This window comes from Tatumella sp. JGM94 (genome assembly GCF_018257595.1).
Taxonomy (GTDB): domain Bacteria; phylum Pseudomonadota; class Gammaproteobacteria; order Enterobacterales; family Enterobacteriaceae; genus Tatumella; species Tatumella punctata.
Genome location: NZ_JAERJN010000008.1, coordinates 87,479 through 99,250, shown reverse-complemented (window position 1 = coordinate 99,250; position 11,772 = coordinate 87,479). Strand labels below are relative to the sequence as shown.

The following is an 11,772-nucleotide window of genomic DNA, read 5'->3' as shown; positions in this document are numbered from 1 at the left end:
AATGACTACAGCAACACGGGTACATCGGGGTGCTATCTCGTTGTTCGAAGCCGGAATCTGGATCACTATCTCACTTATTGTTCTGGTGATTGGCATCAGTGTGGGAAGCGGGTTATTCAGCCGTAATGATACTAATACTGAGATGGGGAATATCAGTGAGTTGATGACCAATACCCGTAATATGCTGAAAGTCGGAGGGAGTTATCAGTTCGCTTCTGACCGGGAAATGACCGGGGCGCTGATCCGTTTTGGTGGTGCGCCTGGCAATATGGCGATTATGGGAGATAAATCGTCCGGGCAGGCAATTCTGAATAACCTGTGGGGGAAAAGTGTCACTCTGGCTCCGGACAGTGTATCAGGACAGGGGAGTGATAGCGGGTTTGTACTGCGCTATGACGGTGTTCCTGACGAAGCCTGTACCACACTGATCACTAAACTCGGCAGTACCACCTTTATCGATCATATCCGTGTCAACGGCCATGATTATACCAGTAGTCAGGGGGCGGCGATGGCAGCAGCAGATTGCCAGTCTGCAGAGGGCGGTAAGGATAATAACCGTCTCGAATTTTACAGCGCGAACTGACAGCATGAAAGGCTGGCTGCTTGCTGTGTTATCCCTGTTATCCCTGCATTGTACTGCCGCCGATTGTTTTGAAAGTTCGGCCCGCCATTACCATCTTAATGTGAATTTACTGAGGGCGATCAGTGAGGTTGAGAGTCATGGTGTGGCTGACCGTATCGGTGTTAACCGGAACCTGCAGGGCCGGGTTATCAGCAGGGATTATGGCTTAATGCAGATTAATTCGGTACATATTGCCGGGCTTATCCGCCAGCATCGGATCACCTCGGCAGCTGATTTGCTGAAAGACGGGTGCCTGAATATTGACACCGGAGCCGCGATTCTGGCCCGTCACCTGAGGTATTGTGGCAATAACTGGGCCTGTCTGGCGACCTATAATACGGGTTTTTTACAGGGCCGGGATCCGGCAAGGCAGCGCTATATTCATAAGGTTTATCTGACATATATCAGGTATTCACAGCGGGAGGAGGACTAATGCTCAGCAGCATACTGTTATTTATCCCGGCGGGTATCCTGATGGTCAGGCAGTCACAACAATTTATTCGCGGACATCAGGGGATCCAGCCCGCAGCTACGCTGATGCTGTCAGTGACGGGGATGTTCAGTGCACTCTACGGTATGTATCTGGTGGTGCCTGAACCTCCCGCCAGCCCGCCAGTGATCGGGGTGTTTTTAGTATGGGGAATTTTATTTACCGTTATTGATATCAGTAATTTCTGGCTGCCATTACGTTTTACGATGAGTTTCACGCTGAGCGGATTATTAATCATCTTATTACAATGTGGCACTGATAAAATAATCAACTGCTCTATTGTCTGGGTGGTTTTCTTTTCATCATTTCAGCTGGTAAGGATAATTTCGCTGTCCATAAATCAGGACTCTATCGGCCAGGGAGATATCTTTTTTATTAGCGGAATGAGTTTCTGGATGGGATGGCGTGAAATATGTATGGTGGCCGGAAGTGGTTTTTTGTTGCTTTTTCTTTCCGCTCTGATGATTAATAAAAGGGTATTACCCTATGCGCCATATTTTTTTGTTGCTTTCGCCCTATGGTCAATGACAGGTTTCATTAATTTAATAAAGATATAATAAATGTATGATAAAAATACATCGAGGAGATACTCTTTTTTCACTGAGTCTGGTACTGGCCCTGATTCTTATTGCTGCACCGATAGGTTATCAGCGTTACAGTGATTATTTACAGCTTCAGGAGTGGATGGTAACGGCCAGGCAAACCAATATTTTTTCCGAGGCGGCAGAATATTATCTTAAAGATCATTATGCGGATTTACAGAAGTCGCTGCTGGCAGAAAAAGTGGTTGCAGTCACCGCCAGGCAATTACAACAGCAAGGTTATCTGGGTAAAAATATCTCTCTGAAGAATAATCAGGGACAGCAGTATAGTATTTTTTTTACCCTCGACAATCTTACAAATAAAAATATTACCGGATTACTTCTTTCGCGGCAGGGCGACCCCCTGAGTGAAAAAGGAATGCGTTATATTGCACGTCTAATGCATGGTGAGTCGGGATATATCAGTGAAGATAATCAGGTAACAGGGGTTGATGGCAGCTGGCAGATAAACACGGCGTTATCCGGAATTCCGGCAAGCCGGGGACACCTCGCCATATTACTCTCTGCAGATACTATGCATAGTGTTTTTAGTGAAAGTGACAGACTGTACCGTTATGCCGTTACCGGACATCCGGAGCTGAATCAGATGCATGCGGATATAGACCTGACTCGCCATCAGTTGCGTAATGCCGGCGAGATTACAGCACGGGATATCTCGGTCAGTGACGGGGTATCATCGGGTAATCTTTCTGCAAAATCAGGGATATGGAGTGGTGGCAATATCACCGCTGAAACGGATATTCGCTCAGTGGGCGGCTCACTGGTAACCCGCGGAGATAAAGGCTGGATTAATAGTACCCATAACGGCGGGTTCTATATGAATGATGATCAATGGGTCAGGGTCTGGAAAGACAAAGGAATTTCAACGGCCGGAGAAATTCAGGCAGGAAAAATATCCGCTGACGGGAGGATGACAGCCAGGGAATATCTGGATATTAAAGGCAGTGCCTCACTGAATACCCCCTGTAGTGATGACGGATTAATTGCCAATGGCGGAAGTGCCGGTATTTTAATTTGCTATAACGGCCAGTGGGTCGGGTTTATGAAAAATAATATTCATCTGACCAGTCTTGGCGGACGTAGCGGGATATATCAGGGCGTGAATGGTACCGGAGAGATGGTATGGATATCAGCCAGTGGCGGGAATACGTCACTGAGTCGGGTGGCCGGAGACGGATATTGTTATAACTTTTCTGATCTTCGGGCGATGGTTAATGGCATTCTGGTGGCGAATAACAGTAGTCAGGGTAAAAATATTACACCCAGCTCATCGGTTATTTTCGCTATTCCGCCTGGCGCCGGATTTTCTGTGGTATCACACCCGGCTCAGGCTTATGGATGTGGTAATGGTCAGTTCTCATTATCAGCCTATCAGTAAATTTAAAATAAATATAAGGAGGTGTTCTCAATATAAAACGATTGGCAGTATATATCACTCTCTATAACTACGGGGTTTATAATGAATAAGATGATGAAAAGCATACTGGCTTTCTCGCTGGCAGGAACGTTTGTTGGCAGTGGGATGGCAGCAGAGACGTCAGCAACTCAGGAACCAGTGAGTGCAGCAACAACACCGGTCTATTATTCTCTGTCTGACAGTAATGGCGGGGTATTTAACTACCTTAAAACAAAATATACCGCAGGCAGTGCCGATAATTACGATATTTTATTAGTGGGTGATTCACTGAATGCCGGCCAGTCATTAAAAAACACGGTAATTCAGGCATTAAATAATGGCAAACAGGTTATTTTCGATGGCAGTAAAGGCAGTACCAAAGCCGCGCAGTTAGCCAGTCAGATTATCGGGTCTTCAGTTGCGGCAGATGCCATTATGTTTAAAACATCACCGTCAGGTGATGGTTATCTGATGACGCCGGTTGAGCTGACAACCAGCCAGTACTCTGCCGAATTATTCTCAGACGAGAAAACCACGTCGTCTGTGAGTTCCGATAATACGCCGGACCAGATCTTCCAATAATTCAGGGGACAAATAATGAAGAAAATTTCACTGACATTATTAGCGGCACTGATTCCGCTATCGAATAGTTTTGCGGCCACCTGTTTTGTCGGACATACAGAAAATGTATTACTGACCAGTAATTCGAAAGCCTTTGCCCAGACTCAGGATCGCAATACCTGGGAAGACTGGATCTGGCGCGGGCCGGTGTATTTATGTCCGAAAGGCTCTGGCGGCGTGACTGGCTGTACTTATATCTGGGGACAGACCAAAACCACGGGTTATCAGTGGGGCGGCACCGTAGGTTTAAATCTGAGTAAAATACCGGTGATTGGTGATGCATTGAGTCTGTTCAATGTGAGTGCTAACTATAGCCATCAGCAAAGTTTCAGCACTAACTACAACTGGAATATCAATGTTGCTCCCGGCTATTACGCTCAGCCGATTCAGGTCGTCGTACGGCGCTGGACACAGGGAAGCTATCGCGGGGGGTATGTCCATAACCCGACCACTAACTGCTCAATTGGGATTGCATCAGCCTCTTACCCGAACTGGTATGGCTGGGATAATAATGTGGTTGCAGGCCGCTGGACTGCCAATATTGAACAGTCACGTTATGCAAGTTATTACGTTCATAAATAATCCGGCTGAAGGGTAAAGCCGGCCCGTAACGGGTTGGTGATATTCCGGAGAGCACACAGGCGGCAGCGGATAACGTTGCCGCCTTTTTACTCGTGGCGGAGGAGATTAGGCTCCGGCCGGTTTATACCTTTGGATACTAAATACGAATGACCAGTTTACCGAAATGGCTCTTCTCTCTCAGCGTTGTATAGGCAGACTCTGCTTCGCAGAAGTCAAAAACCTGATCAATATAAGGCTCGATACCGGTCCTGACCAGTGAGCTGAGAGTACTGACAGGGCCGACATAAATCCCTTGCAGTGTGATACGTTTCTCAAGAACAGACAGTGTATCAATGGGACCTCTGAAACCGGTGAGTACGCCCATCAGAGAGATACGTCCGCCAAACCGGGTCGCTTTCAGGGAGTCATTTAATGTCTGAGGACCGGCAACATCTACTGTTAAGTCTGCGCCTGTGCCGTTGGTCAGTGACAGAACCTCATCAGCCCATGCAGGGTTCGTTTTATAATTGATGGTGTAATCCGCCCCCAGAGCTTTCGCCCGTTGTAGTTTCTCATCGGAAGAAGAGGTGATAATGACGCGCGCTCCCGCCAGTTTTGCCAGCTGAAGTGCGAACACAGAAACCCCTCCGGTACCCAGCAGTAAGACGGTTTCCCCGGGTTGCAACGGACGACGTTCAAACAGTGCTGACCATGCAGTGACACCGGCACACGGCAAGGTGGCGGCCTGTTCGAATGACATGCTGTCCGGGATAAGGGTGACACCGGAAGCCGGTACCCTGACCTGTTCTGTCAGCACACCATTAACTCCCGGCCCGCCGAGGGAGCTGGCCTGCTTTTCTGCAGAAAATTCGCCTTCTGCCCAGCCGGGCATAAAACCGATCACCACCCGGTCACCGACCTTTAATCCGGTGACTTTTGAACCAACTGCACTGATAACGCCGGCTCCGTCGGAAAGAGGAATATCTCCTTGTGTCTGCTCTGCGACCAGCAGATCACGGTAGTTCAGAGAAACCGCTTTTATATCTACTCGCACCTGTTCTTCGCCGGGTTCCAGTGCCGGTAACTCTGTCAGATGAAGTGCCGGTGAAATATTTCCTGTCAGGATATAGCCTTTCATAATGATGCTCCTTGTAAAAAGAGTAGCCTGACAGGAAAATATATTTATTGTAAGTACGTACAAATAAAGCAGGTAGTATCATGAATGATAGTGAAGAGCAGAATAAAACAGTGAGTAAATCACGGATACGGAAACCTCAGCGTACCGGGTGTGCCGTTGAAGTTACGTTGTCTGTGATTGGCGGTGTCTGGAAGCCCGTGATTTTATTCCATCTTCTTGGCGGAACCTTAAGGTTTAACCAGTTATGCAGGCGAACAGCATCTGCCACACCCAGAATGATGACACTGCAATTGCGTGAACTGGAAGCTGATGGGATAGTTACCCGCAAAATTTATCCGGAAGTCCCTCCCCGTGTCGAATATTCACTGACCAGGCTGGGAAGGAGCCTTGAACCTGTATTACTGAGCATGCGTGACTGGGGAGAAAAATTTGCAGAATAGCAGCGCGGGCACGGTGTGTTTGTTGTTATGGGCGGAGTGAATAGCCTGTCAGTGAAAGATTTTCCTTATCACTGACAGGCTGTGGGCTAGTTATTACCGAAACGATATCCGGTTTCACCGTGTTCTGTAATATCCAGGCCTTCTGTTTCGTTTTCACGGCTGGTGCGCAATCCGCCGCATATTTTTGCCGCCAGCATTAAAGCAATCCAGCTGGTCAGTGCAGAAAAGACGAGAGTAAACAGAATGACTCCGACATTCACCAGTAATTGTTCCGTAAGGTGACGTCCGGCAGAAAAACCGCTTCCTCCCAGAAGGGTCAGGGCAAACACGGGGGTCAGTATTCCCCCGACAATACCGCCGATACCATGAATAGCGAAGACATCGAAGGCGTCGTCAATATTCAGACGTTGTTTAATTCGGCCAATAAAAAACAGACACACAGGCGCGGTCAGTAAGCCGACACAGATTGCCCCGGCAGGTCCGGTATATCCGCAGGCCGGAGTAATTCCGACCATCCCCGCCACGGCACCGGTAATAATGCCAAGTAAACCGGGACGTTTATGAATCCGCCATTCGAGAAGCATCCAGGACAGCGCTCCTCCGAATCCGCCCAGCAGGGTATTAAGAATCACCAGCATACTGTAACCGTTAGCTGCCAGCGCACAGCCGCCGCAAAAACCCAGCCAGCCGAGCATCAGCAGAGAGCCGCCGGTCATCGTCATTGTCATATTGTGGGGAATCAGTGCGGATGTCCGAAATTGCTGACGACGGCCAATCATGATTGCAGCCGTCAGGGCGGCTACCCCGGAATTAATATGTACAACATCGCCCCCGGCAAAATCCTGTACCGACAATGCAGCGATCCAGCCGCCGCCCCAGGCCATATGTGCCAGCGGGATATAGTTAATAGTGGCCCACAGAGCAATAAAAACCAGCATCGAAGAGAAGCGTATCCGTTCAGCAAATGCGCCGGTAATTAGCGCCGGAGTGATGGCAGCAAAAGTCAGCATAAAGAAGACATAAACATATTCCGGTACGGTACCGGTGAGGGAATCTGTAGTGATATTCCGCAGAAAAACTTTCTGACCACTGCCAATTACAGGGTTTAGTGAGTGACCATCGGTAAATGAAAAGCTGTAGCCATACAAAACAAAAATAACGCCAGTCAGTGCCGTGACGCTAAATACTTGCGTTAATACGGATAATACATTTTTACTTTGTGCCATCCCGCCGTAAAACAGGGCCAGTCCCGGTAATGTCATCAGCAATACCAGTGAGGCCGTGATAAACATAAACGCTGTATCACCACTGTTTAATACAGGTGCAGCGAATACCGGAAAACTGCACAGTAAAACCGGCAACGCCAGCAGCATTGTTTGTTTCATGAGGTACCTCAGTAGTGACAGATTAACGGGCCTCTGTCACTGAGGCCCGTAACAGGAAGCGGGGTTATTTATATTGCTGGCCGGGGATCCAGTGTGTTCCGGCCAGAGGAACCCGTGCCATGGCTGCAGCCTCAACATTCAGCGCGACAAGGTCTTCAGGTTCCAGGTTATGCAGGTGCGATTTACCGCAGGCTCTGGCGAGGGTTTGTGCCTCAAGAGTCAGCACCCGCAGGTAGTTAGCCAGTTTTTTTCCGGCAATGATCGGATCGAGTCTCTGGCTCAGTGTCGGATCCTGGGTGGTAATCCCTGCCGGATCTTTGCCCTCCTGGAAGTCATCATAAAAGCCGGCGGCAGAACCGAGTTGCTGGTACTCTTCGGCATAACGCGGGTTATTATCACCGAGTGCAATCAATGCGGCCGTCCCAATAGCAACAGCATCGGCACCGAGGGCAATAGCTTTTGCAACATCGGCGCCATTACGGATCCCGCCCGAGATAATCAGCTGCACTTCACGATGCATCCCCAGTTCCTGTAATGCCTGTACTGCCTGAGGTATCGCAGCCATCGTAGGAATACCTACATGCTCAATAAACACATCCTGGGTTGCTGCAGTCCCCCCTTGCATACCGTCCACGACTACAACGTCTGCGCCGGCCTGAACTGCCAGCTTGACATCATAGTAGGTACGTGTTGCGCCGACTTTGACATAAATGGGTACCTGCCAGTCAGTAATTTCCCGCAGTTCGGCAATTTTGATTGCCAGGTCATCCGGGCCGGTCCAGTCCGGGTGGCGGCAGGCACTACGCTGGTCAATGCCTTGCGGCAGACAACGCATTTTTGCCACACGTTCTGATATTTTCTGTCCCAGCAACATCCCGCCGCCGCCCGGTTTTGCACCCTGACCCAAAACAACTTCAATCGCATCGGCTTTACGCAGATCATCAGGGTTCATGCCATAACGTGACGGAAGGTACTGATATACCAGTTTACTGGACTGACCACGCTCTTCTGCTGTCATACCACCGTCTCCGGTGGTGGTTGAAGTACCTACCGCTGAAGCGCCACGGCCCAGCGCTTCTTTAGCCTGCGCTGACAGAGCACCGAAGCTCATGCCTGCGATAGTTACCGGGGTGCTGATCACCAGCGGTTTTTTAGCATAACGGCTTCCCAGTACGACTTCGGTACTGCATTTTTCGCGATAACCTTCCAGGGGATAGCGGGACATACTGGCCCCGAGGAATAGCAAGTCATCGAAGTGCGGGACCTTGCGTTTGGCCCCCCAGCCGCGAATATCATAAATTCCGGTTTCTGCGGCCCGCTGAATTTCTGCAATGACGGTACGGTTATAGGTGGCGGATTCGCGTAACGCCGGATTATATTTATCAGTCATATTATGTTCCTTTATTAGTACGCGGACGCGTTATCCACTTTAAAATTGTAGAGTTGCCGTGCTGATCCATAGCGGGTGAATAGCGTGGGTGATTCATCAAACCCTGCCTGTTGTAATAACAGCCCCAGCTCTTCAATATGTTCCGGCCGCATCTCTTTCTGTACACAATCAGCGCCCAGAGACGCGACTTTTCCTTTTACATAAATACGGGCTTCATACAGGGAATCCCCCAGAGCTTCTCCCGCATCACCACACACGACCAGGCATCCTGCCTGGGCCATAAATGCACTCATTGGACCAATATTACCTTTAACGACAATATCGATACCTTTCATGGAAATACCACATCGTGCAGCCGCATTTCCTTCAATAATCAGCAGACCGCCATTGCCGGTAGCTCCCGCCGATTGGGAAGCATCTCCTTTCACCCGGACAGTACCTGACATGATGTTTTCTGCGAGTCCGACACCGGCATTACCATTAATTGTGACGGATGCTTGCTGATTCATCCCGGCACAGTAATAACCGGCATGACCATCGATATTAATACTGACATCAGCATTTACGCCGCAGGCGATATTGTGCGCACCATCGGGGTTAATGACCTGCCACTGTTTGGTTTCTGCTGTGCAGTCTGCATCATGCAGAGCCTGATTGAGTTCACGTACACCCTGAGTTAAATCGTAAGTTTTCATTGTTATACCGCTCCTTCAGACTGTGTCACGCCACGTTCCCATACATACAGTTTTGCCGGTTCAGGTTCCCAGACTCTGGCATCTTTAATTCCCGGCAAGTTGGCCAGTGCACGGTACTCTGATGCCATTGCCACATAATCATCTGTTTCGGCAATCACGGCCGGCTTGCAGGCGATCGGATCACGCAGTACTGCAAATCCGTCACGGGTACCAATAGTGAATGTGAAAAAGCCATCAAGATCTTTCAGGGCATGTTCAAGGGAGGTTTTCAGTGAATCACCTTGTGATAAGCGCCATGCTAAATAACCGGCAGCAACTTCAGAATCGTTCTCAGTTTTGAAGTGGATCCCTTCACGTTTCAGTTTTTCTCGTAACCGGTTATGGTTGGAAAGTGAGCCGTTATGCACCAGACAGAGATCCATCCCGGTAGAAAAAGGATGACTGCCTTCAATGGTTACGGCACTTTCAGTCGCAAGTCGGGTATGACCGATAGCATGGCTGCCTTTCATCTGTTCCAGAGAATATTTATCAGCAACTTCGGCAGGTAAACCGACGCCTTTCAGTATTTCGATACTGTGTCCGGCGCTAAGTACGTCTGCTTCCGGTGCATGCAGTGCCAGCCAGGATAATGCCTGTGATTCGCTGGCCGGTAATTTAAAGACAGCAACACTGTTATTACGGAACCAGCCATCCAGCGCCCCAAACTCGGTTGCCAGACGATCAGCCAGGCTGTTCCAGTCAAAGTCCGGATTATCAGAACGCAGGGTCAGTTTTATGCCACCGTCATATTCATCACCGTAGATGGCAAACCCTGCACTATCACAGCCACGTTCAGTCATCGAAATCAGCATCGGACGAAAGAGTTTGCCGAGCTGTTGTTCGAGGGAAGCATTTTTAAAGTAGAGACCGACAATTCCACACATAGGATTTCCTTTACTTTTCGGCGTTACAATTAAAAGAATTCAAGGTAGCGGCGTGTTTCCCACTCGCTAACATGACGGTGATACTCGTGCCATTCCTGGCGTTTGACCTTGATAAATTCATCGACAATTTCCGGCCCCATGCTTTCCCGAAGGATTTCATCGCGCTCCAGTTCATCGAGAGCTTCTTTCAGATTCTGCGGCAGCAGTTCAATCCCTTCACGCCGGCACTCCTGCGGAGTGAAAGCATAAAGATTTCCACTCTGGCCTTTACCCGGATCGAGTTGACGAGCCACGCCATCCAGTCCGGCTGCAATGATCGCCGCATGCACTAAATAAGGATTTGCTCCCGTATCTGGCAACCGTAATTCAAGGCGGCCATGAGGAATGCGTATCATGGCGGAGCGATTATTATCGCCATAGGTAATAAATACCGGTGCCCAGGTAGCACCGGTTGCCGATCCTCCGCCGGTTAAACGTTTGTAGGAGTTAACGGTAGGGGCGGCAAAAGCGCACAGGGCTTTTGCGTGATGTAGCATACCGGCCATAAAGTGATAGGCCATTTTTGATAAACCCAGTCCGCGGGGATCGTTCGGGTCATAAAAAATATTATTTCCCTGATGGTCAGACATCGACAGATGGAAGTGCATCCCGTTACCCGGTCGATCCGCGAAAGGTTTTGGCATAAAAGAACAGAGTAAATTTTGCGCATAAGCAATTTCAGCGGCAGCCATACGGACAAAGGTGAAACGGTCTGCCGAGGTTAATGCATCGCTGTAGGTATAATTTATTTCGAACTGCCCATTGGCGTCTTCATGGTCAATCTGATAGACATCGAATCCGGCCCCCTGTAATGACTCGGTCAGCTTCTCCAGAAACGGTCTGACCCTGGACAGTCCTTTATAGTCGTAGCAGGGTTTCGCCAGCGTATCGCTATTGTCAGCAGGTAAAATTTCGCCGTTTTCCCCCCGCCTGAACAGAGAGAATTCCGGTTCCAGGCCGCTGTTCAGTACCCAGCCTTTTTCCTGTAATCGTGCCACCTGTTTCAGAAGAACCACACGGCTATCACAATTGTGTGGCTGATTATTCACATAACCATTGCAGACAATACGGGCGTAGCCCGGCTGCCAGGGCACCAGAGATAATGTCGTCAGATCACCCCGAGCACTAAAGTCAGGTCCGTTAGGCTGCATCCCCATTCCTGATATTGCGAATCCGGCAAAACCGGCCCCTTTTTCGACCACATCCATCAGGCATTTTGCGGGTACAGATTTCGTTTTTGCCGCACCATGAATATCAACAAACTGAGCGAGGAGGTATCGCACATTATTGTCCTGTAAAAACTGCATAGCTTGTTCAGGTGACATAACTACCTCTTAAAACGATGACATTGGGCACGTCTCTGGGATACGTGGGCCAGGATACATTCCCGTCAGGAATATTTTTTCACTGACAGGAAAATGCAGAAGCTGTGCCAAAACCGGTGATACAGGGAGTATTTTTTATAACATA

Annotated in this window: 13 protein-coding genes; 7 read left to right on the top strand and 6 right to left on the bottom strand. The window is 49.2% G+C overall.

Annotated elements, in window-relative coordinates:
• Nucleotide 1 precedes the first annotated feature (1 nt).
• From JK216_RS07800 to JK216_RS07775, 6 genes are all read left to right on the top strand, one after another.
• The gene (locus JK216_RS07800; protein WP_212707514.1) at nt 2–583 is read left to right on the top strand and encodes a type 4 pilus major pilin; all 582 of its coding nucleotides are present in this window, start codon (nt 2–4) and stop codon (nt 581–583) included.
• 4 nt (nt 584–587) lie between these two features.
• Complete coding sequence (locus JK216_RS07795) at nt 588–1,055, top strand: lytic transglycosylase domain-containing protein (protein WP_212707513.1); 468 nt, start codon at nt 588–590, stop codon at nt 1,053–1,055.
• Nucleotides 1,055–1,669, top strand: coding sequence for a prepilin peptidase (locus tag JK216_RS07790; protein WP_212707512.1), 615 nt, complete (start codon nt 1,055–1,057; stop codon nt 1,667–1,669). Before JK216_RS07795 ends, JK216_RS07790 begins: the two co-directional genes overlap by 1 nt.
• A gap of 7 nt (nt 1,670–1,676) precedes the next feature.
• Entirely contained in the window at nt 1,677–3,092 is a 1,416-nt protein-coding gene (gene pilV, locus JK216_RS07785) for a shufflon system plasmid conjugative transfer pilus tip adhesin PilV (protein WP_212711428.1), read from the top strand.
• Nucleotides 3,093–3,173: 81 nt separating this feature from the next.
• Complete coding sequence (locus JK216_RS07780) at nt 3,174–3,692, top strand: hypothetical protein (RefSeq protein WP_212707510.1); 519 nt, start codon at nt 3,174–3,176, stop codon at nt 3,690–3,692.
• 15 nt (nt 3,693–3,707) lie between these two features.
• Entirely contained in the window at nt 3,708–4,313 is a 606-nt protein-coding gene (locus tag JK216_RS07775; protein ID WP_212707509.1) for a hypothetical protein, read from the top strand.
• Nucleotides 4,314–4,449: 136 nt separating this feature from the next.
• On the opposite strand, the gene JK216_RS07770 is transcribed toward JK216_RS07775, so the two are convergent.
• Complete coding sequence (locus tag JK216_RS07770; protein WP_212711429.1) at nt 4,450–5,430, bottom strand: NAD(P)-dependent alcohol dehydrogenase; 981 nt, start codon at nt 5,428–5,430, stop codon at nt 4,450–4,452.
• A gap of 80 nt (nt 5,431–5,510) precedes the next feature.
• Here JK216_RS07770 and JK216_RS07765 point away from each other — a divergent pair, with 80 nt between their 5' ends.
• Nucleotides 5,511–5,870, top strand: a complete 360-nt coding sequence (locus JK216_RS07765) for a helix-turn-helix domain-containing protein (RefSeq protein ID WP_212710280.1) — start codon at nt 5,511–5,513, stop codon at nt 5,868–5,870.
• Between the two features lie 86 nt (nt 5,871–5,956).
• Here the strand turns inward: JK216_RS07765 and JK216_RS07760 are convergent, their stop codons facing one another.
• The 5 genes from JK216_RS07760 to glnT all read right to left on the bottom strand — a co-directional run bounded on the left by JK216_RS07760 (nt 5,957) and on the right by glnT (nt 11,627).
• Entirely contained in the window at nt 5,957–7,255 is a 1,299-nt protein-coding gene (locus JK216_RS07760) for an ammonium transporter (RefSeq protein ID WP_249213043.1), read from the bottom strand.
• 64 nt (nt 7,256–7,319) lie between these two features.
• Nucleotides 7,320–8,645, bottom strand: a complete 1,326-nt coding sequence (locus JK216_RS07755) for an FMN-binding glutamate synthase family protein (protein WP_212707506.1) — start codon at nt 8,643–8,645, stop codon at nt 7,320–7,322.
• 14 nt (nt 8,646–8,659) lie between these two features.
• Nucleotides 8,660–9,340 (bottom strand): protein glxC, encoded by a 681-nt coding sequence (locus JK216_RS07750; protein WP_212707505.1) that lies wholly within the window; start codon nt 9,338–9,340, stop codon nt 8,660–8,662.
• Between the two features lie 2 nt (nt 9,341–9,342).
• Nucleotides 9,343–10,263, bottom strand: coding sequence for a glutamine amidotransferase family protein (locus tag JK216_RS07745; RefSeq protein WP_212707504.1), 921 nt, complete (start codon nt 10,261–10,263; stop codon nt 9,343–9,345).
• Nucleotides 10,264–10,292: 29 nt separating this feature from the next.
• The gene (gene glnT / locus JK216_RS07740) at nt 10,293–11,627 is read right to left on the bottom strand and encodes a type III glutamate--ammonia ligase (RefSeq protein ID WP_212707503.1); all 1,335 of its coding nucleotides are present in this window, start codon (nt 11,625–11,627) and stop codon (nt 10,293–10,295) included.
• Between the last annotated feature and the right edge of the window lie 145 nt (nt 11,628–11,772).

Excerpts from the sequence above, each read along its gene's own strand:
- JK216_RS07800 (WP_212707514.1), top strand. The coding sequence starts at position 2 with ATGACTACAGCAACACGGGTACATCGGGGTGCTATCTCGTTGTTCGAA.
- JK216_RS07795 (WP_212707513.1), top strand. The coding sequence starts at position 588 with ATGAAAGGCTGGCTGCTTGCTGTGTTATCCCTGTTATCCCTGCATTGT.
- JK216_RS07790 (WP_212707512.1), top strand. The coding sequence starts at position 1,055 with ATGCTCAGCAGCATACTGTTATTTATCCCGGCGGGTATCCTGATGGTC.
- pilV (WP_212711428.1), top strand. The coding sequence starts at position 1,677 with ATGATAAAAATACATCGAGGAGATACTCTTTTTTCACTGAGTCTGGTA.
- JK216_RS07780 (WP_212707510.1), top strand. The coding sequence starts at position 3,174 with ATGAATAAGATGATGAAAAGCATACTGGCTTTCTCGCTGGCAGGAACG.
- JK216_RS07775 (WP_212707509.1), top strand. The coding sequence starts at position 3,708 with ATGAAGAAAATTTCACTGACATTATTAGCGGCACTGATTCCGCTATCG.
- JK216_RS07770 (WP_212711429.1), bottom strand. The coding sequence starts at position 5,430 with ATGAAAGGCTATATCCTGACAGGAAATATTTCACCGGCACTTCATCTG.
- JK216_RS07765 (WP_212710280.1), top strand. The coding sequence starts at position 5,511 with ATGAATGATAGTGAAGAGCAGAATAAAACAGTGAGTAAATCACGGATA.
- JK216_RS07760 (WP_249213043.1), bottom strand. The coding sequence starts at position 7,255 with ATGAAACAAACAATGCTGCTGGCGTTGCCGGTTTTACTGTGCAGTTTT.
- JK216_RS07755 (WP_212707506.1), bottom strand. The coding sequence starts at position 8,645 with ATGACTGATAAATATAATCCGGCGTTACGCGAATCCGCCACCTATAAC.
- JK216_RS07750 (WP_212707505.1), bottom strand. The coding sequence starts at position 9,340 with ATGAAAACTTACGATTTAACTCAGGGTGTACGTGAACTCAATCAGGCT.
- JK216_RS07745 (WP_212707504.1), bottom strand. The coding sequence starts at position 10,263 with ATGTGTGGAATTGTCGGTCTCTACTTTAAAAATGCTTCCCTCGAACAA.
- glnT (WP_212707503.1), bottom strand. The coding sequence starts at position 11,627 with ATGTCACCTGAACAAGCTATGCAGTTTTTACAGGACAATAATGTGCGA.